Below are 21,165 nucleotides of genomic sequence, written 5' to 3' on the forward strand. Positions count from 1 at the left end.
CGAGCCAGCGCCACCGTCTCCGCCGGAATCCCCGACACACCACCAGGACGCAACACGACCCACCCCCACAGACAGCCAACCCACCCCGACCAGCACACACTTACCGTCCCACGCCCAACCCAACCGACTTCGCCAGCAGAGTCGCCCGGTCGACTTCCTGGGGACTATCAGGATTCCGGTGTACGGCACCCGTTTGGTCTAGGTGTTGATCTTGTTGTCGGGTGTGGGCCGGTTGGCTCACACCCGTCCGGCTGACAGGCGTCCGTCGAAGGCGATGTCGAAGGCGTTCAGGGCTCCGAGCCAGCGGTTGCTCCAGCGTTGGCGGCCTCGTCCGGTGGGGTCGAGGGCCAGGGTCGCCAGGTAGAGGCGTTTCAGGGCGGCCTGCTCGTTCGGGAAGTGGCCGCAGGCGCTGGCGGCCCGGCGGTAGCGGGAGTTGAGGCTCTCGATGGCGTTGGTGGTGCAGATGATCTTCCGGATCTCGGTGTCGAAGCCGAGGACGGGGACCATCTCGGGCCAGGCTCTCTCCCACAGTCGCACCACCGCCGGGTAGTTCGCCTCCCAAGCGGCCGTGAACTCGGCGAAGCGGTCCAGGGCCGCGGCCTCGCCTGGTGCGGTGTAGACGGGTTTGAGGTCTCGGGCCACCGCTGCCCAGTCCCGCTTGGCGGTGTAGCGGAAGGGGTTCCGCAGGAGGTGGACGATGCAGGTCTGGACCACGGTCTGCGGCCAGACTTGGGCGACGGCGTCGGGCAGTCCGGTCAGGCCGTCGCAGACCAGGATCAGGCAGTCCTTGACGCCTCTGTTCTTGATCTCGGTCAGGACGGACTGCCAGTACTTCGCGCCCTCGCCGCCGCCGGTGGTCCACAGGCCCAGGATGTCGCGGTAGCCGTCGGCGGTGACGCCCAGGACAACGTAGACGGGCCGGTTGGCGACCTGCCCGTCGCGGACCTTGATGTTCACGGCGTCGACGAACAGGACCGGGTATACCGCGTCGAGCGGACGGCTTCGCCAGTCGGCCATGCCCTCCAGGACCCGGTCGGTGATCGTGGAGACGGTCTCCTTGCTGGTGGTCATGCCGTAGACCTCGGCCAGGTGGGCGACGATCTCTCCCGAGGTCAGGCCCTTCGCGGTGAGCGAGATGACCAGGTTGTCCAGACCCTCGGTGCGACGCGAATGCCTCGGTACCACCTTGGGCTCAAAAGTCCCGGCCCGGTCCCGCGGGACCTCGACGGTGACCGGGCCGGCCTCGGTCATCACCGTCTTCGAGCGGTAGCCGTTGCGGGCGTTGCCGCCCTTGCGGGAGCTACGGCCCGACCCGGCGGTGCCGGCCAGGTGCTCGTCCATCTCGGCTTCCAGCGCCTCCTGGAGCAGGTGCCGGGTCAGCTGCTGCAGCAGTCCGCCCTCGCCCAGCAGCTGCATCCCGCCGGCCCTGGCCTGCTCGGCCGCCAGCTCGGCGACCGACGCCACCACATCCGACCCGCCGGTGTTCTTCCTCGGACCCATGTCCAAGGCATCGGCCGATCCCTGCCCCGACGAAACCGATCCGTCAGGAACCGACTCGATCCGGTGATCCGACAGCGAGCTCATCAGTGTCTCCCTTGATCAGGGTGTCCACCGAATTCATGACACTCCCACTTCCTGCGCACAACCGGGGTGAGGGGCTCGGGGCAGTCGCTCCGAGGCCGACGGATGGCACGGGAGCTGCCGGTTCGAGTCGTGGTGAAGGCCGCGCCGCCGTGGGCGGCGCCTGAGGGTAGGGACGCGAGAAGTCGACTGGGCCGGCTTCTCGCGCGGGCACCAGCTCGGGGCGTGGTGGGAGGCCGCAGCGACAGGAACCGTGCTCGGGTAGGGCGCACAGGGAGTCGGCTGGATCGACTTCTCGTGCGGGAGCTTCCGGTTCGAGAGGTGGTGGTGGAGGCCCTGCCGCCGTGGGCGGGGCCTGAGGGTGGGTGCGGGGTGTGGGGGCTGGGGCGGCTGCGGTGGGTGGGGGTGCGTGCGAAGATGGCAGGGCTGGTGGGAACGATCTCCGGACGGTTTCTGGGACGGTTCTCTGGCCATGGTGGACGAATACGCGCAGCGCGCGGGGCAGCCTCGGCAGGACGCCCTGCTGATGGTGCCGATCGCCACGGCGCTGATCGACGCCGACGGGCGGATCCTGCACTGGAGCGGTGACGCGGAGGCGTTGCTCGGGCACCCTGCGCAGGAGGCGGTGGGGGCGCGGGCGGCGACGCTGCTGACCTCCGAGGAGCACCGGCCGGAGGTGCTCCAGCTGTTCCGGCAGATCCTGGCGGGCCGGTCGTGGTCCGGGGTGTTCCCGGTGCGGCACCGGGACGGGCACCTGGTGAACCTGGAGTTCCGTACGTATCCGATCCGCGGCCCGGGCGGCGCCCCGATGGTGCTGGCGGTGGCCTCCGAGGTGACGACGCTGCGCCGGCTCCAGGCCGATCTGGCGCTCCTCGACGGGTTCTTCACGCAGTCCCCGGTCGGCATGGCGGTGTTCGACACCGGCCTGCGCTTCGTCCGGTTGAACGCGGCGCTGGCGGACGCGAACGGCCTGGGCGTCGAGGAGCCGCTGGGCCGTCGGCTCACCGAGGTGCTGCCGGGGATCAACGCCCCGGAGTCCGAGGCGGTGATGCGCCGGGTGCTGGAGAGCGGCGAGCCGGTGGTGGACGACCTGGCGCACGGCCGTACCCCGGGCGACCCGAGCCACGACCACGCCTGGTCGGCCTCGTACTTCCGGTTGAGGGACCGCGGCGGCCGGGTGCTCGGCGTGTGCGCCACGGTCATCGACATCACCGAGCGGTTCCATGCCGACGCCCGGGCGGCCCGCGCCCAGGAGCGGCTGTCCCTGCTGGTCGACGCGACCGCCTCGATCGGCACCACGCTGGACCTGCGGCAGACCGCCCGGGAGCTGGTCGACGCGATGGTGCCGAGGGTCGCCGACATCAGCGCGGTGTTCGGGCTGGAGGAGCTGGTGGCCGGCCGGAACGTGGAGCCGCCCGCGCCGGACGTCCCGCTGCTGGTGCGCCGCCTGGCGATCGCCTCCGCCGACGCCGTCTACCCGGCCGATTCGCTGCCGGTGGACGCGGTGTACGAGCTGCGGCCGGACTCCCCGTACGCCCGGGCGCTGGCCGGCGGGCGCACGGTGGTGGTGCCCTCCTGGGAGCTGCCGATGCTGAGCGAGCCCGTCCACGAGAGCCGCCGCCAGGCCTACCTGGGCGACCGCCCGCGCTCGGTGCGGATCACCCCGCTGGTGGCGCGCGGTACGACGCTCGGCATGGTGGTGTACTCGCGGCGCGGCGCGCGGGAGTCCTTCGCGGCGGCCGACATCACGCTCGGCGACGAACTGTCCTCGCGCGCGGCCGTCGCGATCGACAACGCCCGGCTGTACCTGCGCCAGCACCAGACCGTGCTGGCCCGGCAGCAGGCGCTGCGCGAGGCGAGGGCCGCGCAGGAGCGTCTGGCGCTGGTCAACGTGGCCTCCGCCCGGATCGGCACCACGCTCGATCTCGCCCAGACCGCGCAGGAGTTGGCCGAGGTGGCGGCACCGAGGCTGGCCGACACGGTGGTGGTGGAGGTGCTGGAGGAGCTGGTCCGCGGCGAGCGCGAGGCGACCGCCCCGGTGGACGGCTCGGCGCTGCTGCGGCGGATGGCCTTCCACTCGGTGCCCGGCTCGACGCTGGCGCCGATCGCCCGCACCGGCAACCTGCACCGCTTCGTGCCCGGTTCGCCGTACGCCTGGTGCCTGGCGCACCGCAAGCCCGTCCTGGTGCCCAGGATGGACGAGGAGGGCATGGCCTGGTTCGCGGACGACCCGGTGCGGCAGGCCGCCGTACGGGAGCAGAACGTGCTGTCGTTCATGGTGGTCCCGCTGATCGCGCGCGGCACCCCGGTCGGCGTGGCGGGCTTCTACCGCACCCGGGTCGAGCGCCCGTACGATGACGACGACGTGGCGCTGGCCGGGGAGTTGGCGGTGCGGGCGGCCGTCTCGATCGACAACGCGCTGCTGTTCACCCGCGAGCGCGACGCGGCCGCCGCCCGGCAGCGGGCGCTGGACGAGGCGTGGGCCGCCCAGCAGCGGCTGTCGCTGCTGAACGAGGCCAGCAACCGGATCGGCACCACGCTCGATCTGCACCGCACCGCCCGGGAGTTGGTGGAGGTGGTGATCCCGCGCTTCGCCGACTTCGTGACCGTGGACCTGCGCGAGGCGGTGCTCAGCGGCGAGGAGCCCGGGGCGGTCCCGGCGGAGGGCCCGGTGCTGATGCGGGCGGTGGCGGTCGGCGACACCGGCCCGGACGGCGGCATGCTCGGGGCGGCCGACCAGGTGGGCGAGACCTCGCAGTCGGCCGGGCTGTACGCGCAGAGCCTGCGCACCCGGCGCTCGATCCTGGTCTCCGAGGTGACCGAGGAGGAGCTGAGCCGGATCGTCGCCTCGCCCGACCGGGTGCAGCCGAGCCTGGACGCCGGGGTGCACTCGTACCTGATGGTGCCGCTGGTGGCGCGCGGACAGGTGCTGGGCGGCGCGGAGTTCGTCCGCTCCCGCAACCCGGTGCCGTTCGGGTCGGCGGACCGTTCGCTGGCCGAGGAGCTGGCCGCCCGCACCGCGCTGGCGATCGACAACGGACGGCTCTACCGCCGCGAACGGGACACCGCGCTCACCCTCCAACGCAGCCTGCTGCCACAGGAGGTGCACCGCACGCTCGGGCTGGACCTCGCCTACCGCTACCTGCCGAGCAGCGTGGTCAGCGAGGTCGGCGGCGACTGGTTCGACGTGGTGCCGCTGTCCTCCGGGCGGGTCGCGCTGATCGTCGGCGACGTGATGGGCCACGGCATCCGGGCCGCCGCCACCATGGGACAACTCCGCACAGCCGCACGGACGTTGATCACCCTGGATCTGGATCCCGAGCGGGTGCTGTACCGGCTGGACGAGGCGACCGCGGGAATCGGCGAGGGCCAGTTCGCCACCTGCGTCTGCGTGGTCTACGACCCGGTGGACCGCCAGTGCACCGCGGCCAGCGCCGGGCACCTGCCGCCCGTGGTCGCCGACACCGAGGGGCGGGCGCACCTGGTCGAGCTGCCCACCGGCGCCCCACTGGGGGTGGGCGGAGTCGCCTTCGAGAGCGCCGAGTTCACCCTCCCCGAGGAGGGCATCCTGACCCTCTACACGGACGGGCTGGTCGAGCGCCGGGGCCAGGACCTCGACGAGGGACTGCAGTTGCTGTGCCGGACGGTCGCCGACCGGCGCGGCTCGCTGGAACAGACCTGCGACGCCGTCCTGAAGCGGCTCACCGAGACCACGGGCGAGGACGACATCGCCGTCATCATGGCGCAGGTCCGTCCGAAGGGCGCGGACCGGATCGCCACCCTGCGGCTCACCGGCGACCACGCCATGGTCGCCCACTCGCGCCGCTTCACCCGCGAGACACTGGCCTCCTGGGGACTCGACGCGCTCATCGACTGGGCCGAGCTGCTCACCAGCGAACTGATCACCAACGCGCTGGTGCACGCCGGATCGCCCACCCAACTGCGGCTGTACTGCAACCGGGTGCTCACCGTCGAGGTCGCCGACCAGGAGTCCGAGGTGCCGCGGATCCGCCGCGCCCGCAGCGAGGACGAGGGCGGCCGGGGCATCCACCTGGTCAACGAGCTCGCGCACCGCTGGGGCAGCCGCCGAACCAAGGACGGCAAGGTGGTCTGGTTCGAGCTGGAGCTGCCCCCGGGGGCAACACCCTCTGCCTGAACGACCGGCGGCTGTCGCACCGCGTCTCTCGGCCGGTGCGCGGGCGGCGAGTTGGGGCGGGACACCGAGGTCGGGGGGTGTCGTCAGCGGCCGGCCAGGTCCTCGGCGCGGTAGCGGCCGGAGGGCCTGCGGTCGCGGAGCAGGCCGAGCAGGGCCGGCGCCACCCGCTCGGGCAGCGGCGCGCCGGAGACGTCCTCGCCGGGGCCGGCCTCCTGGAGCATCCGGGTGCGCATGCTGCCCGGGTCCACCGACCAGACCCGCAACTCCGCCTCCTCCCGGGCGAGTACGTCGCCGGCGAGGTCCAACGCGGCCTTGCTGGCACCGTAACCGCCCCAGCCGCGGTAGGGCACCACGGCGGCCTCGGAACTGACGTTGAGGACGGCGCCGGCGTGGGCGCGCAGCTGGGGCAGCACGAGCTGGGTGAGGGCGATCGGGGCGAACGTGTTGACCTCGAAGGTCTCCAGCAGGCCCGGCAGCGGGAAGTCGGCCAGCCGGGGCAGCGGTTGCCCGCCGGGGCCGGGGGCGCCGTTGAGCGTTCCGGCGTTGTTGACCAGCAGACTCGCACCGCCGAGCTCCTCCGCGGCCCCGGCCAGGTGGGCGCGGTGGTCGTCGTCGACGACGGAGCCGGGCAGGGCGACGACCCTGGTGACGGCGGCCAGATCGGCCGCGGCGGCGGCGAGTTCGGCCGCTCCCCGGGCGGTGATCACCAGCTGCCAGCCGTCGGCGGCGAGGGCGCGCGCGAGGGCCAGGCCGAGGCCGCGGGAGGCTCCGGTGACCAGGGCGACGGGAGCGCTCCGCGGTACGGCTGCGCGCCGCGCCCCGCCGGTGCCTGCGCTCGTCATGCCCGCGCTCATGCCCGCGTTGTTGTCTGCGTTGGTGCCTGCGTTCATGCCGCACACCATCCCGCCGCCGGGCCGGTCGGCGGATCGGCCACCGGAACGGGAACCGGCTCGGACGTTGGCCCTAGCTAGATCGTTCGGAGGTCCTGGGGCCCGGGACCGGCGTCGTCGGCCCAGCCCTGCGGGTCGGTCCAGGCGGTCAGTGTGCGGCGGGTCTCGAAGCGGCGCTCCCGGCCGGTCAGCGGATCGGTGAACTCGATCGTCGAGGCGAGCAGTTGCAGCGGGCGGCGGAAGTCGTCGGCGGCGGGCTCGGGCAGCACGACCGGGTAGACCGGGTCGCCGAGGATCGGCAGCCCGAGGCCGCACATGTGCAGCCGCAGCTGGTGGGTGCGCCCGCTCAGCGGCCGCAGCCGGTAGCGGGCGAGGCCGTCGCGGCGCTCCAGCAGGTCGATCCGGCTCTCGCTGTTCGGCGGCGCGTCGATCTCCTGGGCGGCGATCACCCCGCGCTCCTTGACGATGTGGCTGCGCACGGTGCGCGGCAGGCTCAGCTCCGGGTCGTACCCGGCGACGGCCTGGTACTCCTTGCGCACCAGGCGGTCCCGGAACAGCGTCTGGTAGGCGCCGCGGTCCTCCGGGCGGACGACGAACATGGCCAGGCCCGCGGTGAGCCGGTCCAGGCGGTGCGCGGGGCTGAGCGCGGGCAGGTCGAGGGCGTGCCGCAGCCGGGACAGCGCCGTCTCGGTGACGTGCCGGCCGCGCGGGGTGGTGGCCAGGAAGTGCGGCTTGTCGACCACCACCAGGTGCTCGTCGCGGTGCACCACGACCAGCTCGAACGGGACGCGCACCTCCTCGGGGAGGTCCCGGTAGAACCACAGGTGGGCACCGGGGCGGAACGGCTCCGCCGGGGCGATCGGGCCCTGCTCGCCGACGATCTCGCCGTCCCGCAGCGCGGCGTCGACCCGCTCGGCCGGGACGGCGGGCAGCCGGTCCACCAGGTGGTCCCGCACGGTCGGCCAGGGGCCTTCGAGCGGCAGCCGGAGGTGGACCGGGTCCACACCGTGGCGCTGCGGGAGGGGGGAGGCCGGGCGGCGGCTCTTGCGTCTCATCTCCCGCCCCAGCCTAGTGCGCGCCGGCGCGCGCCCCTCGGCCGAGGTGCTGACCCGGGGCCGGGCAGGGAAAGTGGACCGGAGGCCCTCGTGACGCCGGGGGCCTCCGACCGTCCGCCGATCGGGCCGACCAGCCGCCCCACCGGCCGAACCGAACCGAGCAACCGACCGATCCGCCGGACCGACCGGCCGGCACCACTGGAGGACGCGTGACCGCCGACGGCCCGGACGGGGTGCCGCCGCTGCACCTGCCGAGGCGGACCCGGCTGCTGCTGTACGGCTCGCTCCTTCTGCTGGTCGCCGCCGTGGTGGCCGCGCTGGCCATCGGGCCCGGGACCACCCTGGCGCCGCTGCTCGCGGTGGCCCCGGTGCTGGCCGGTGCGACCACCCGGCGGGCCCGGGTGCCGCTGCTGGTCGGCGCGGCCGCGGTGGTCGCCGTCGGCCTGCTGGAGTCGGCCAACGCGCAGCTGCCGCTCTCGGTCCGGATCAGCGTGCCGGTCACCGTCCTGGCCTCGACCCTGGCCAGCGCGGCCAGCGTCGTCCTGGTGGCGGCCCGCGAGCGGGAGCTGTTCCAGGTCCGGACGGTGGCCGAGGCGGCCCAGCGGGCCCTGCTGCGCCCGCCGCCGGAGCGGATCGGGCCGCTGCGCCTGGCGGTGCGGTACGTGGCGGCGGCCGCCGAGGCCCGGATCGGCGGGGACCTGTACGCCGTGGTGGAGACCCGCTTCGGGCTGCGCATCCTGCTCGGGGACGTCCAGGGGCACGGCCTCCCGGCGGTGGAGACGGCGGCGGACGTCCTCGGGGTGTTCCGGGAGGCCGCGCGGACCGAGCCGGACCCCGGGCGGCTCGCCGAACGGCTGGACGCGGCGCTGGCCGCCCGGCCGTCGGAGGAGGGGCGGTTCGCCACCGCACTGCTGCTCGACGTGGCGCCGGACCGGGGGCCGGTGCGGCTGGTGAACTGCGGCCACCCGCCCCCGCTGCTGCGCCGGGCGGGCCGGGTGAGCGAGCTGGAGCCCCCGTTCCCGGCGCCGCCGCTGGGGCTGCTCGGGCTCACCGACGACAGCTACCCGGACCGGCGATTCGACCCGGAGCCGGGCGACCTGCTGCTCCTGCACACCGACGGCGTGTCGGAGGCCCGGGACGCCGCGGGCCGGTTCTACCCGATCGCGGAGCGGCTGCCCGGACTGCACGGCGGCACCCCGGCGGACCTGCTGGACGCCGTGCTGACGGATGTCGGCGGCTGGGTCGGCGACGCCGGCCTGGCCGACGACGCGGCGGTGCTGGCGATCCGCTGGGAGCCGTGACCGGGCCGCGCCGACGGCTCCGGAGGGCGGTCTGGAAAGCGGTCCGGAGAACTGCCCGGGGAGCAGCTCCGGAGAGCTTCCCGGCCGCGATTGTCAGTGGTGTGTGCAAGGCTCGGTCCACGGTCGGCGGGGAGCCGGCCGCAGGGTGGTCGCGGATCGACGAGGGGACGGTGCCATGGGGAGCGGGAGTACGGCGAGCGGGTCTTTCGAGGTCACGGCGTTCGAGCCGGTGGAGACGGAGGAGCGGGAGGGCGCGGCGTTCGGGCGGGTCCGGATCGCCAAGACCTTCACGGGCGGGCTGAGCGGGGAGAGCGAGGTGCGGATGCTCTCCGTCGCGGGCCCCTCCGGCAGCCCGGCCTCGTACGTCGCGGTGGAGCACGTGACGGGTGAACTGGACGGGCGCAAGGGCTCGTTCGTGCTCCAGCACGCGGCCTGGGACACCACCGGCACGACGATACGGGTGGTGCCGGGCACGGGCACGGGCGAGCTGGCCGGGATCACCGGCGAGTTCCACCTGACCGTCGACGGGTCCGGCACCCACACCTACGTCCTGGAGTACGGGCTGGGCTGACGCCGGCCGCGGCGCGCGCGGCCGGCGGCCCCGGTCCGTCAGAGGATGGGCTGGGTCGCCTCCAGCCGCTGGATCGCGGTCCGGACCGCGGTCGCGTAGGCCCAGAACAGCGGCAGGGTGTTGGCCGCCCGCTCGGTGCGGGTGTTCTTGCCCGGGGCGAACATCGCGGCCCGCAGCTCGGTGGTCATCTCCAGCTGGGCGCCCATGCCGAGCAGGCTGCGGTTGCAGATGTTCTCCGGGGAGATGCCCGCGATCTCCTCCTCGCCGGAGGCGGTCACGGCCCGGATGCCCGCGGCCGCGAACTCCTCCATCAGGTACTGGCGGAAGGTGGGGTTCAGGCCGCCGACCAGCACGGCCTGGGCGCCGACCTCCAGTCCGGCCTGGGCGGCGGTGCAGCCGTGCAGCGACAGCACGTTGCGGCTGCCGGCGCACATCGCGCGGGCCACTCCGTCGTCGCAGTGGGTCGAGGTGACGTGCAGCTCGCTGTTGTTGGAGGAGCGCAGGCCCTCGAACATCCAGAAGTCGTGCGTCGGCCCGGCGGCCGGGGCCGGGGCGAGGTCGGCCGGGTGGTAGCCGGCGATGGCCAGGCACAGTTCGGAGGTGCCGCCCTCGATGCCGCCGCCGTGCGGGGCGATGACGGTGGTCCGGACGAACGGCGTACGGCCCTGCGGGCTCTGGTCGTCGACCAGGTGCCGGCGGTAGCGGCGGCCGTAGTCCACGCCCTCGACCACGGTCGGGTTGGCGTAGAGGGCCGTGTTGGAGGGGTACAGGTCGGCGGCGGCGCTCGCGGGGGTGCTGCCCACGGCGGCGCCGAGGGTGCTGAGGGCCGGGGCCGCGGCGAACGCGGCGATCAGGGTACGACGGTTAATCACGGTCACGGATCATGACAGGAGGTGGGGGATCGGAAAAGTACCGGCAAGGCTTTGGCCAAGTCGACGCCATGTCATGACGGGATCGGCCCGGTCGTGCGACACCGGCCTGACCGTGCGACACCGGCCTGACGGAGGCGTGCCGCATCCGCCCGGGCACGGGCCGGCACTGCCACGATGATGCGATCAGTGCACGATCGGCATCGGAGGGTGGCGCATGCCCGACACGGCGGTGGATCGTACGACGGCAGTGGTCGTGGAGGCGCGGACGGTCGAGCAGGTGGTCGGCCGGCTGCGGGAGATCGGGGCGGGGCTGCCCCCGGCCGACGGGGTGGGGGTGTTCAACCGGCTCTACCTCACCGTGACGGAGGCGGTCCGCGACCGGCTGGACGGCGGGCGCTTCGCCGACCCGTCGGCGGTGGCCGAGCTGGACGTGGTGTTCGCCGGGCGGTACCTGCGGGCCGTGGCCGCCGACGCGGCCGGGCAGGAGCCGCCCGCCTGCTGGCGGCCGCTGTTCGCGCTGCGCGCCCACCCGGGGGTGCACCCGCTGCAGTTCGCGCTGGCCGGGATGGCCGCCCACATCCAGCACGACCTGCCGCTGGCCGTCGTGGACACCTGCCGCCGCCGGGGCTGCGAGCCGTCCGACGTCGAGCCGGACTACCACCGGATCGACCGGGTGCTGGCCGAGGTGGAGACGGCCGTCCGGGAGCAGCTGATGCCCGGACCCGACCTGCTGGAGCGCGCCGAGCCGCTCACCCACCTGCTCGGCGCCTGGTCGGTCGGGGCCGCCCGCGAGGGCGCCTGGGGCACCGTCGAGGCGCTCTGGGAGCTGCGGCACCTGCCGGGCGCCGCCCGGGCCCTCGCCACGGCGCTGGACGGATCGGTCGGGCTGCTCGGCCGCGTCCTGCTGCTCCCGCTCGGGCCGAGCGGGAGGCACGGCGGGAGGCCGGGCGGGAGGCACGGCGGCGGACCGGAGGACGGGCGCGACACCGGAGCGGCCGGCGGCCGGATCAGCGGCCAGGCCCCCGGGCACCGCACCCCCGTAACGGCCCCCGCGGCGGCCCCCGCGACGCCCCCCGCGACGGCCGCGGCCGCCCGGCTCCCCGAGGCGAGGAACCGGACGGCCGACGGTGCGGGCCCCGACGCGGCGGGCCCGGCAGGCACAACAGGCGCAGCGGGCGCCGGAGCCGGTCAGGCCCAGCTGGAGTGCAGCGGCTTGCCCTCGGCGTAGCCGGCCGCGCTCTGGATGCCCACGATCGCCTTCTCCTGGAACTCCTCCAGGCTGCCGGCGCCCGCGTAGGTGCAGGAGCTGCGGACGCCCGCGATGATCGAGTCGATCAGGTCCTCGACGCCGGGGCGGGTCGGGTCGAGGAACATCCGGGAGTGCGAGATGCCCTCCTCGAACAGCGCCTTGCGGGCCCGGTCGTACGAGGAGTCCTGGGCGGTGCGGTTGCTGACGGCGCGGGCCGAGGCCATGCCGAAGCTCTCCTTGTACTGGCGGCCGTCGGCGGCGGTCTGGAGGTCGCCCGGGGACTCGTAGGTCCCGGCGAACCAGGAGCCGATCATCACGTTGGAGGCGCCGGCGGCCAGCGCCATCGCGACGTCGCGCGGGTGGCGGACGCCGCCGTCGGCCCAGACGTGCTTGCCGAGCCGGCGGGCCTCGGCGGCGCACTCCAGGACGGCGGAGAACTGCGGCCGGCCGACGCCGGTCATCATCCGGGTGGTGCACATGGCGCCGGGGCCGACGCCGACCTTGAGGATGTCGGCGCCCGCCTCGACGAGGTCGCGGACACCGGCGGCGGAGACCACGTTGCCGGCCACGATCGGGACCCGCGGGTCCAGGCCGCGCACCGCGCGCAGCGCGCTGATCATGGACTCCTGGTGGCCGTGCGCGGTGTCGACCACCAGCACGTCGGCACCGGCCTCGATCAGCGCCGCGGCCTTGCCCGCGACGTCGCCGTTGATGCCGACGGTGGCGGCGATCCGCAGCTTGCCGGCCTCGTCCACGGCCGGGGTGTACAGGGTGGCGCGCAGCGCGCCCTTGCGGGTGAGGATGCCGACCAGTCGGCCCTCGCCGTCCACGACGGGGGCGAGCTTGCGGTGGGCCTCGGTGAGCTTCTCGAAGGCGGTCCGCGGGTCGATGCCCTCGTCCAGCAGCAGCAGTTCGCGGGACATGATGTCGGCCAGGCTGGTGAAGCGGTCCACGCCCTGGCAGTCGGACTCGGTGACCACGCCGACGGGCTTGCCGTCCTCGACCACCACGAGGGCGCCGTGCGCGCGCTTGGGCAGCAGCGAGAGCGCCTCGGCCACGGTGGCGCCGGGGGCGAGCGTGATCGGGGTGTCGAACACCAGGTGGCGCTGCTTGACCCAGGAGACGACCTCGGCGATGACCTCGGTGGGGATGTCCTGCGGGATGGCGACCAGGCCGCCGCGGCGGGCGACGGTCTCGGCCATCCGGCGGCCGGCGATGGCGGTCATGTTGGCCACGACCAGCGGGATGGTGGTGCCGGTGCCGTCGTTCGAGGAGAGGTCGACGCCCTGCCGGGAGCCCACGGCGGAACGGCTGGGGACCATGAAGACGTCGTCGTACGTCAGGTCGTACGAGGGCTTGAGGTCGTTCAGGAAGCGCATGAAGGAGGGCTCTCTGGCTGGGGGGATACACCTCGGGTGCGGTTGCGGCGATGCCGCCGGAGCGCACTCGGGCGCCCGGCACCCAGCGTTCGATTCTCCGTGAGGGTGGGGGCAAAAGCCAGTTCGACGGGCATTGCTGGGGCTGCGTACAAACCGTGATCAATACTCCGCGCGTAGACATGGAGGATCATCCAAAGACCCCCTCCGACGTCGGGTTTTCGCCCCGGTCCGGACCGCTCCCGTAGCATTCACGCGGTAAGGGGCTTGGCTTCACGCGTGTGGGCGTGGCGAATCGGGAAAGCGGCAGCAGGCGTGAGCATCGGTCAGACGGACATCGACCAGACGGACCTCCGACAGGCGGGCATCGAGCAGACGGGCACCGGGCGGACGGACCTCGGCCAGGACCCGGTCGAGGGCGCCGAGGAGGAGACCGACTTCGGTCCCGGCCTCGACCCCGAGCGGCTGCGGCTCTGCCTGGAGGTGCTGGCCGAGCTCGACGAGCTGCACGTGGACCACCCGGACGCGATCACCGTCCGCAAGGCCGTCGGCGGCATATTCCGCACCCTCAAGCAGCGCCGCCGCCAGGAGACCCGGGCCCGCAAGACCGCCAACGACCGCGAGGTCACCGCCCGTACCGCCACCGGCGCGCCCACCCGGATCGACGACGAGACGGCCGGCGCCTTCGGCCTGACCACCGTCACCACCACCGAGATCGCGGGCATCCTGGAGCGCCCGCGCTCCTGCTACACCTGCAAGCAGCGGTACATCGAGGTCGACGCCTTCTACCACAACCTCTGCCAGGACTGCGCGGTCAAGAACCGCTCCCGCCGGGACGCCCGCGCCGACCTCACCGGCAAGCGCGCGCTGCTCACCGGCGGCCGGGCCAAGATCGGGATGTACATCGCGCTGATGCTGCTGCGCGACGGCGCCCACACCACCATCACCACCCGCTTCCCCAACGACGCGATCCGCCGCTTCACGGCGATGCCGGACAGCGCCGAGTGGATCCACCGCCTCAAGATCATCGGCATCGACCTGCGCGACCCGGCCCAGGTGATGGCCCTGGCCGACGAGGTCGCCGCCGACGGCCCGCTGGACATCCTGATCAACAACGCCGCGCAGACCGTGCGCCGCCCGCCGGAGTCCTACCGCGAGCTGGTCAACGCCGAGTCCGCCCCGCTGCCGGCCGGCGAGCTGCCCCAGGCCACCACCATCGGCCGCTTCGGCAGCGGCAGCGTCGACCTGCCCGCCCTCCCCCACCAGGCGGGCGGCGACACGCAGCGGATCACCGCCGAGGACGTCACCTCGCTGGCCCTGGTCACCGGCTCCGCGACGCCCGACCGGATCGCGGCCGGCACCGCGATCGACGCCGGCGGCCTGGTGCCCGACCTCGCGGACACCAACAGCTGGGTGCAGACCGTCAGCGAGGTCGGCCCGATGGAGCTGCTGGAGGTCCAGCTCTGCAACTCCACCGCGCCGTTCATCCTGATCAGCCGGCTGCGCCCGGCGATGGCCGCCTCCGCGTCCCGCCGCAAGTACGTGGTCAACGTCTCCGCGATGGAGGGCGTCTTCTCGCGCGGCTACAAGGGCGCCGGCCACCCGCACACCAACATGGCCAAGGCCGCGCTCAACATGCTCACCCGCACCAGCGCGCAGGAGATGTTCGAGTCCGACGGCATCCTGATGACCGCCGTCGACACCGGCTGGATCACCGACGAGCGGCCGCACCCGGACAAGATGCGCCTCGCCGACGAGGGCTTCCACGCCCCGCTCGACCTGGTCGACGGCGCGGCCCGGGTGTACGACCCGATCGTGCGCGGCGAGGCGGGCGAGGACCTGTACGGCTGCTTCCTCAAGGACTACGACCGCTCCAACTGGTAACCAGCCGAAGGGGATGGCGAGTTGAGCACCGCACCGACCGGACCGACCAGACCGACCGCGCCCACCGGACCCGCCGCGCCCGCCGCGCCGGTCCCGCCGGTCCCGCCGGTCCCGCCGGTCCCGCCGACCGCACCGCTGCTCGGCGCCGGGGTGATCGTGCCCACCGGGGACGGCCGGGTGCTGATCGGCCGCCGGACCACGGCCGGCGAGCCGCCGACCTGGAGCCTGCCCGGCGGCAAAGTCGACCCCGGCGAGTCCTTCGAGCGGACCGCGGCCCGCGAACTCGCCGAGGAGACCGGCATCGTGCTGCCCGCCGAGGAGATGCGGGTGCTCGCCGTCCACCTCGACCACGAGCTCGGCCGGCCCCGGCTGACGGCCGCCGTGCTGGCGCCGCCGAGCCTGGCCGAGGCCGTGGTCACCGAGCCGCACGCGTGCGGCGGCTGGGAGCGCGTCCCGGTGGACGCGCTGCCCGAGCCGATGTTCTACCCGTCCGCGCTGGTGCTCGGCAGCTGGCTGCCGCGGCTGTCCCCGCGGCTGCTGGCCGAAACGCACGGCTACCCCGTCGCCCGCTGATGCGGGTGACGGGGCAGCCGACCGCCTGACGGCGCTCAGCCGTTGCGGGCCGCCTCCGGTCCGGTGATCCGCTTCAGCAGTGGCAGCGTCGAGGCGATGATCCCGAGCGAGGCGGCCAGCCCGAAACCGGTCAGCCCGTAGTACGCCGGGCCCGGGGACACCAGGTCGTAGTCCTTCTGCGCCTTGAGGAACATCGCCGCCGCGGCGAAGCCCGTCCCGATCGCGAGCGCCGAGACCACCAGCAGCGGCAGCGCGCTCTCCAGTCCGACCACCCTGCGCAGCAGCCGGAGCGGTGCGCCGGTCAGCCGCAGCATCGCGAACGGCCGCCGGCGGTCGGACAGTCCGGCCACCACGCTCACCGCGAGGCTGCACCCGGCGATCGGCAGGGTGGTCAGCAGCACCACGTTCGCCAGCTGCCGCCAGCCCTGGAGCTTCTTCTGCCCGGCGGAGGACCAGTCCTCGGCCAGCCTCGCCTCGTAGTGCGGGAACTCCTTCATGAACAGGGTTCGCAGCTGTTCCTTGGCCGCCTTGGAGCCGTCGGTGGTCGCGTAGAGCATCCGCACCGGGAGCCCGGCCGCCTCGGCCGCGGAGACCGGTGCGGCCGGCCACTCGCGGTCGGAGGCGTCCACCAGGCCGACCAGCTGGTAGGGGTCGACGGCCGCGACGGCGGCGCCGGGAGCGCAGTGGCCGACCACGGGGATCTGCGCGAGGTCCGCGCAGCTCACCAGGCCGGGCACGATGCCCCGCCCGCTCCGCTGGCCCGTACCGGCCGGGTCCTCGTGCACCAGGGCGATCCCCTGGAACCCGGGGACGGCCCGCGCCCGGGCCAGCACGCGATCGGGCACCGACGGCAGCAGGGCCGCGTCGTTCCGGTTGCCGAAGGGGGCGTCCACGATCGCCTTGCGCACCTCGGGGGCGCCGTTGAGCATGCCCTGGTTCGCGTTGATGGTGCTCATGATGGCCAGGGTCGCGGTGGTCACGAACAGCGCCAGCACCACGCCGGCGACCGAACGGAAGCCCGCCCCCGGGTCGTCCGCCAGGCGGCGCATCGCGATCAGGGCGGCCGGACGGCGGGTGCGCCGGGCCACCGCCCGGGCCGCGGCCATGGTCAGCCACGGCCCCGAGACCACCAGCCCGAGCATCACCAGCACGAAACCGGTCAGGTAGGCCGTGGACTGCCCGTCGGTGGTCTCCGGGCGGTTGCCCACGAAGTAGCCGAGTTCGGCGAGGCCGGCCACCAGCGGTGCCAGCCGCCAGGCGCTCGGCGGCTTCGGGGTGACCCTGCGGGAGACCCCGAGCGGCGAGACGGTGACCCGGCGCAGCGCGAGCCGGGCGGCGAGCGCCGCCGCCACCGGCACGCCCAGCACCACCCCGGCCGCCTGCGGCAGGGTCAGGCTCAGGTCGGAGGCGAAGAAGCGGTCGCCGGTGAACGGCACGTCGGCCACCACCGGTTTCAGCGCGGCGAACAGGCCGAAGCCGAGGGCCGTGCCGATCACCGCGGCCAGGGTGGACTCCACCGCCGAGATCACCGACACCTGGCCGGGCGTCGCCCCCACCAGGCGGATCGCGGCGTAGCGCTGCTCCCGGGTGGCGGCGGAGAGCCGGGTCGCGGTGCCGATGAAGACCAGTACCGGGAAGATCAGCGCGGCGGCGACCACGGTGAGCACCAGGACCATCGCGTCGCCGTGCACGCCCGCGCCGTAGCAGTCGTACTCGCAGTCGTGGGGCAGGACGGTGGCGAGGCTGGTGACGGTGGTGGCCCTCGGCAGGGCCTTGACCTCGTCCGCGGTGCGGCCGACGACCAGCGCCAGGGTGTCCGGGGAGGGCAGCCCGTCCTCGCCGAGGGTGCCGACCTGCCGTCCGGGGAAGCGGTCGCCCAGTTCGACGGCCGGGGTGTCGCGCAGCAGCTTCTCCAGCGCGGGCGAGGCGTAGTACTCGCCGGGCGCGGGCAGCCGGCTCAGGCCGGGCGGCAGCGGCGAGGTGGGACCGGTCGGGGCGACATCGGCCCGGAAGACGGTCCTCCCCCGGTAGTAGTCCATCCGGGCGCCCCACCAGAGCGGGTCCGCCGAGGTGGCCGCGGTCGCGCCCTTGACGCCCGTGTTCATCCAGAGCTGCCGCTCGTTGGCCCGGTCGATCGCGCTCACGCCGGCGAAGGTCGAGAGCAGCAGCCCCACGCCGACCGCGACCGCCGCCGCGATCATCAGCAGCCGGGCCACCGCCTCCCGGCCGCCGCTGACGGCCAGCCGGAGCGAGAAGGCGATCACGGGGCCACCGTTCCGGCGCCGGCCGAGAGCGTCCGGGCCCGGCCGTCGCGGACGACCGCCTCGCGGTCCGCGTACGCGGCGACCCGGGCCTCGTGGGTGACCAGGATGACGGTGGTGCCCTGCTCCTTGGCGGAGGCGACCATCAGCTCCATCACCTGCTCGCCGGTCAGCGAGTCCAGCGCGCCGGTCGGCTCGTCGGCGAACAGCACCCGCGGCCGGGCCACCAGGCCGCGGGCCAGCGCGACCCGCTGCGCCTGACCGCCCGACAGCTCGCCGGAGCGGCGCTGCTCCATGCCGTCCAGGCCGAGCCGGGCGAACCAGGGACGGGCCTGGGCCAGCGCGGCGGAGCGGCGCACACCGTTCAGCAGCAGCGGCAGCGCGACGTTCTCCTCGGCCGTCAACTCCGGCACCAGCTGGCCGAACTGGAAGACGAAGCCGAACCTGTCCCGGCGCAGGGCGCTGCGCCGGGCCTCCGGCATGGTGTCCAGGCGCTGCCCGTCGAACAGCACCTCCCCCGCGTCGGGCACCAGGATGCCGGCCAGGCAGTGCAGCAGCGTCGACTTGCCGGAGCCGCTGGGGCCCATGATGGCGAGCACCTCGCCGGCCTGGACGGACAGGCTGGCCCCGCGCAGGGCGGGGGTCTCCCCGAAGGCGAGGGCGATGTCCCGGGCCTCGATCACGGCGGTCACGCGTTCACCTCCGCGGCGAGCGCGTCCAGGCGGGCGGCGGTGAGGTCGATCCAGCGCAGGTCGGCCTCCAGGTGGAACAGGCCGTGGTCGGCGAGCAGGGCGTCCACCAGGGCTCCGGTGCGGCGCAGTTCGGTGAGCTCGCGCATCCGGCGCAGGTGGGCGGCGCGCTGGGTGTCCAGGTAGTGCTCGGCGTCCCGGCCCAGCATCAGGGCCAGCACCACCTTGGTGAACAGCACGGACTGGAGGTTGGGCTCGGGCGCGACCGGCTCCTGGAGCCAGGTCTCGAACTCGGTCGCCCCGGTCTCGGTGATGACGTACCGCTTGCGCTCGGGCCCGTCGCCGGGCTCCGCCTCGCCGGCCACCACCTTGCCGTCGCGGGCCAGTCGGCCGAGGGTCGAGTAGACCTGGCCGTACGGAAGGGGCTTGCCGCGGCCGAAGAGGGCGTCGTAGTCGCGCTTGAGGTCGTAGCCGTGGCTCGGCTCTCGCTCCAGCAGCCCCAGAAGGGTCAAAGGAACACTCATGGGGGAAACATACACCCGGCGTATACCCCGAGTGTATATCTGGGCAGAATACGGCCCCGACCTGGGACATCGTCAGTCCATCGGCGAGGAACGGGCGGAGAACGGGCCGGAGCCGGACACGGCACAGGCAGGGGGTGGCCCCACGACCACCCCCTGCCCCGTACCTCGGCCCGGCGCCCCCACGGCCGACCGGGCCACGGCCGCGCCCAAGCACCGGGAGGACGCCGCCACACCCCAGCCTGCCCGGACCGGGTGCGGATGCCGAGGGCCGAACGTCCCGGCCACTGGGCCGACCGGCCCTGACCGGCAGGTACCGGCGGTCCTCCGAACGCGCACGACTCTTGTGCGCGGGGGGCCGCCGGGTGGACATTGGGGCGTAACCGCCCAGCGTCCCCGCGCCCCTGAGGAGCCCTCACCGTGTCCAGCACTCCCCGTCCGGCCCTGCCCGCGTCGCTCCCGCGGCGCACCGGCCGGCGGCTGCGGCGGGCACTCGGTGCCCGGCACGAGCCGCTCGCCCGCCCCCTCGACCGCTCCCGCGCCCGCGCCTGGCTGTCCGCCGTGCTCGGCGCGGTGCTCGCCCTCGCCCTGTGCGCGGGCGGCTCGCTGCTCCTCTACCGCGCCACCGCGCACCGGGCCGACGCCGACCGCGGGCGGCTGGAACAGGTCGACGCCGTGGTCAGCGGCGTCCCGGACCGCACCACCGCCACCGGCAGCCGCTTCGCCGGCGGCTACAGCAACCAGGTGGACGTCGACGCGGACTGGACCGCCCCCGACGGCAGCCCGCGCCACGGCACCGTCCAGGCCCCGCACTCCGCCGTCACCGGCAGCCGGATCCCCGTCTGGGTCGACGCGGCCGGCACCGTCTCCGTCGCCCCGGCCGACCGGGTGGCCCTCGCCGTCTCCGCCGCCTGCACCGGTACCGGCGGCCTCCTCGTCCTGCTGGCCCTGCTCGCCCTCGCCCTCCGCCTGCGCCTCCAGGCGCTCGACCGCCGGGCGGAGGCCGCCTGGAGCACCGAGTGGGAGCGCCTCGAACCCCTCTGGAGCGGCCGCGCCGGGCACCGCAGCGAGGACTGAGCCGGTCACCCCCGGCCGGTCGCCGGAGGTCGAGGCCGCCCGGAACGCCGTCCGGGCCGAGGGCCGCCGGCCGGCAGCCCGAAACCCCCCGAGGAACACGGGGGTTCGACACCGTCCGTGCCGGGCGCCGGTCGCGGGCGGGCGGCGGGTCACCGGACGCCCGGTCAGCGCGGGTGGGTCCAGGCGGGAGCGGGGACGGCCCTGGCGGCGCGGTGGGTGAGGGCCGCGACGGCGAGGAGCAGCGCGAGGGCCAGGGCCAGGGCCAGCGGGATGTCGGCGTGGAGGACCAGAAGGGCGCCGAGGAGGGCGCCGGCGAACATCCAGACGGCGGAGGCCAGCCGGCGGGGGCCGGTGCGGTCGGCGGCGAGGGCGGTGATGGTCATGGTCAGCACGGTGGTGGTGAGGTCGGGGACCTTCAGGGCGCGGACCACCGCGTTCTGGCCGCCCATGGCGAAGCCGAGCAGCCCGATCAGGGTGTAGCGGGCCGGCTCGGAGGTGTGGCCGGCCACGGCCGCCAGCACGGTGGCCGCCGCGACCAGCGCCGACTGGACGGCGACGGCGGCGGTCAGCAGGTGCCCGCGGTGGCCGGGCAGGCGGCGGGCGAGGTGGCCGCCGGCCAGGGCGCCGAGCAGGAAGGCGGCGAGGGCGGCCAGCGAGGCGGTGGCGGAGAGGTTGGCCGCGCCGGCCAGGGCGAAGCCGAGGAACACCACGTTGCCGGTCATGTTGGCGACGAAGACGTGGCCGAGTTCGAGGTAGCTGACCGCGTCCACCACTCCGGTGACCACGGTCAGCACCAGCAGCATCGGCACCAGCGGCCCGTGCTCGGGATCGGGGGTCTGCATCCTGCCTCCAGTCGGTTCGGGCGGGGGTCCGGGTGACGCGGTCCGGTGACGCGGTCCGGGTGGTGACGGTACGTCCGCGCCGCCCCGTCAGGCGAGCGCCGGGTTGCCGGGGTCCTCCGGCTCGTCCTCCAGGTGCCAGTGCAGGTCGCGTACGCCGGGCTCCAAGGACAGCCGGGTGACGACCTGTTCGAGTGCCGGGGCGACCTGCCCGGTGATCGCGACGGTGGCCCGCAGGCTGGTGGCGTCGCCGTTGTCGGTGCGGCGGGC

16 protein-coding genes and 1 pseudogene are annotated in these 21,165 nt (G+C 74.4%); 7 read left to right on the forward strand and 10 right to left on the reverse strand.

What is annotated here, in order from left to right:
• Positions 1-237: 237 nt before the first annotated feature.
• Complete coding sequence (locus ACWDCZ_RS32260) at positions 238-1,500, reverse strand: IS256 family transposase (protein WP_449817699.1); 1,263 nt, start codon at positions 1,498-1,500, stop codon at positions 238-240.
• A gap of 553 nt (positions 1,501-2,053) precedes the next feature.
• Between ACWDCZ_RS32260 and ACWDCZ_RS32265 the strand changes: the two genes are divergently transcribed.
• Positions 2,054-5,737, forward strand: a complete 3,684-nt coding sequence (locus ACWDCZ_RS32265) for a SpoIIE family protein phosphatase (RefSeq protein WP_449817700.1) — start codon at positions 2,054-2,056, stop codon at positions 5,735-5,737.
• Between the two features lie 83 nt (positions 5,738-5,820).
• On the opposite strand, the gene ACWDCZ_RS32270 is transcribed toward ACWDCZ_RS32265, so the two are convergent.
• Together ACWDCZ_RS32270 and ACWDCZ_RS32275 are read right to left on the reverse strand one after the other, a co-directional pair.
• Positions 5,821-6,579 carry an SDR family NAD(P)-dependent oxidoreductase gene (locus tag ACWDCZ_RS32270; protein WP_449817707.1) on the reverse strand — a complete coding sequence of 253 codons (759 nt, stop codon included), beginning with the start codon at positions 6,577-6,579 and terminating at the stop codon, positions 5,821-5,823.
• 125 nt (positions 6,580-6,704) lie between these two features.
• A complete protein-coding gene (locus ACWDCZ_RS32275) occupies positions 6,705-7,682 on the reverse strand; it encodes a pseudouridine synthase (RefSeq protein ID WP_449817701.1) in 978 nt (325 codons plus the stop codon).
• Between the two features lie 209 nt (positions 7,683-7,891).
• Between ACWDCZ_RS32275 and ACWDCZ_RS32280 the strand changes: the two genes are divergently transcribed.
• The gene (locus tag ACWDCZ_RS32280) at positions 7,892-8,983 is read left to right on the forward strand and encodes a PP2C family protein-serine/threonine phosphatase (protein ID WP_049655986.1); all 1,092 of its coding nucleotides are present in this window, start codon (positions 7,892-7,894) and stop codon (positions 8,981-8,983) included.
• Between the two features lie 175 nt (positions 8,984-9,158).
• Positions 9,159-9,554 (forward strand): DUF3224 domain-containing protein, encoded by a 396-nt coding sequence (locus ACWDCZ_RS32285; protein WP_449817702.1) that lies wholly within the window; start codon positions 9,159-9,161, stop codon positions 9,552-9,554.
• A gap of 38 nt (positions 9,555-9,592) precedes the next feature.
• Here ACWDCZ_RS32285 and ACWDCZ_RS32290 read toward each other — a convergent pair whose 3' ends face one another.
• Positions 9,593-10,432, reverse strand: a complete 840-nt coding sequence (locus tag ACWDCZ_RS32290; RefSeq protein WP_449817703.1) for a poly-gamma-glutamate hydrolase family protein — start codon at positions 10,430-10,432, stop codon at positions 9,593-9,595.
• A 208-nt stretch (positions 10,433-10,640) separates the two neighbouring features.
• Here ACWDCZ_RS32290 and ACWDCZ_RS32295 point away from each other — a divergent pair, with 208 nt between their 5' ends.
• On the forward strand, positions 10,641-11,654 hold the full coding sequence (locus ACWDCZ_RS32295) for a DUF5995 family protein (RefSeq protein ID WP_416875523.1): 1,014 nt from the start codon (positions 10,641-10,643) through the stop codon (positions 11,652-11,654).
• Here ACWDCZ_RS32295 and ACWDCZ_RS32300 read toward each other — a convergent pair.
• Positions 11,615-13,054, reverse strand: coding sequence for a GuaB1 family IMP dehydrogenase-related protein (locus ACWDCZ_RS32300; RefSeq protein WP_049656920.1), 1,440 nt, complete (start codon positions 13,052-13,054; stop codon positions 11,615-11,617). The genes ACWDCZ_RS32295 and ACWDCZ_RS32300 overlap by 40 nt on opposite strands.
• Positions 13,055-13,516: 462 nt before the next feature.
• Here ACWDCZ_RS32300 and ACWDCZ_RS32305 point away from each other — a divergent pair, with 462 nt between their 5' ends.
• Positions 13,517-14,935 (forward strand): SDR family NAD(P)-dependent oxidoreductase, encoded by a 1,419-nt coding sequence (locus tag ACWDCZ_RS32305; protein ID WP_234348576.1) that lies wholly within the window; start codon positions 13,517-13,519, stop codon positions 14,933-14,935.
• 21 nt (positions 14,936-14,956) lie between these two features.
• A complete protein-coding gene (locus ACWDCZ_RS32310) occupies positions 14,957-15,508 on the forward strand; it encodes a nucleotide triphosphate diphosphatase NUDT15 (protein WP_449817704.1) in 552 nt (183 codons plus the stop codon).
• Positions 15,509-15,543: 35 nt separating this feature from the next.
• Here the strand turns inward: ACWDCZ_RS32310 and ACWDCZ_RS32315 are convergent, their stop codons facing one another.
• Genes ACWDCZ_RS32315 through ACWDCZ_RS32325 form a run of 3 tightly spaced genes read right to left on the reverse strand, consistent with a single transcriptional unit; the run spans position 15,544 to position 18,982 of the window.
• A complete protein-coding gene (locus tag ACWDCZ_RS32315) occupies positions 15,544-17,772 on the reverse strand; it encodes an FtsX-like permease family protein (RefSeq protein WP_449817705.1) in 2,229 nt (742 codons plus the stop codon).
• Complete coding sequence (locus tag ACWDCZ_RS32320) at positions 17,769-18,461, reverse strand: ABC transporter ATP-binding protein (RefSeq protein ID WP_049656924.1); 693 nt, start codon at positions 18,459-18,461, stop codon at positions 17,769-17,771. The genes ACWDCZ_RS32315 and ACWDCZ_RS32320 overlap by 4 nt, the downstream gene beginning before the upstream one ends.
• Complete coding sequence (locus tag ACWDCZ_RS32325) at positions 18,458-18,982, reverse strand: PadR family transcriptional regulator (RefSeq protein ID WP_049656925.1); 525 nt, start codon at positions 18,980-18,982, stop codon at positions 18,458-18,460. The genes ACWDCZ_RS32320 and ACWDCZ_RS32325 overlap by 4 nt, the downstream gene beginning before the upstream one ends.
• A gap of 417 nt (positions 18,983-19,399) precedes the next feature.
• Here ACWDCZ_RS32325 and ACWDCZ_RS32330 point away from each other — a divergent pair, with 417 nt between their 5' ends.
• Entirely contained in the window at positions 19,400-20,056 is a 657-nt protein-coding gene (locus ACWDCZ_RS32330) for an Rv1733c family protein (protein WP_449817706.1), read from the forward strand.
• Positions 20,057-20,220: 164 nt separating this feature from the next.
• On the opposite strand, the gene ACWDCZ_RS32335 is transcribed toward ACWDCZ_RS32330, so the two are convergent.
• Both ACWDCZ_RS32335 and ACWDCZ_RS32340 read right to left on the reverse strand, forming a co-directional pair.
• Positions 20,221-20,898, reverse strand: coding sequence for a YoaK family protein (locus ACWDCZ_RS32335; protein WP_375874864.1), 678 nt, complete (start codon positions 20,896-20,898; stop codon positions 20,221-20,223).
• A gap of 87 nt (positions 20,899-20,985) precedes the next feature.
• A pseudogene (locus ACWDCZ_RS32340) lies at positions 20,986-21,165 on the reverse strand (MgtC/SapB family protein); the annotation flags it as partial.

The sequence above is a fragment of the Kitasatospora sp. NPDC001225 genome (genome assembly GCF_053597855.1).

Bases quoted from the DNA above. Each gene is read 5' to 3' on its own strand.
- ACWDCZ_RS32265 (WP_449817700.1), top strand. From the start codon at position 2,054: ATGGTGGACGAATACGCGCAGCGCGCGGGGCAGCCTCGGCAGGACGCC.
- ACWDCZ_RS32335 (WP_375874864.1), bottom strand. From the start codon at position 20,898: ATGCAGACCCCCGATCCCGAGCACGGGCCGCTGGTGCCGATGCTGCTG.
- ACWDCZ_RS32300 (WP_049656920.1), bottom strand. From the start codon at position 13,054: ATGCGCTTCCTGAACGACCTCAAGCCCTCGTACGACCTGACGTACGAC.
- ACWDCZ_RS32285 (WP_449817702.1), top strand. From the start codon at position 9,159: ATGGGGAGCGGGAGTACGGCGAGCGGGTCTTTCGAGGTCACGGCGTTC.
- ACWDCZ_RS32270 (WP_449817707.1), bottom strand. From the start codon at position 6,579: ATGACGAGCGCAGGCACCGGCGGGGCGCGGCGCGCAGCCGTACCGCGG.
- ACWDCZ_RS32260 (WP_449817699.1), bottom strand. From the start codon at position 1,500: ATGGGTCCGAGGAAGAACACCGGCGGGTCGGATGTGGTGGCGTCGGTC.
- ACWDCZ_RS32295 (WP_416875523.1), top strand. From the start codon at position 10,641: ATGCCCGACACGGCGGTGGATCGTACGACGGCAGTGGTCGTGGAGGCG.
- ACWDCZ_RS32325 (WP_049656925.1), bottom strand. From the start codon at position 18,982: ATGAGTGTTCCTTTGACCCTTCTGGGGCTGCTGGAGCGAGAGCCGAGC.
- ACWDCZ_RS32275 (WP_449817701.1), bottom strand. From the start codon at position 7,682: ATGAGACGCAAGAGCCGCCGCCCGGCCTCCCCCCTCCCGCAGCGCCAC.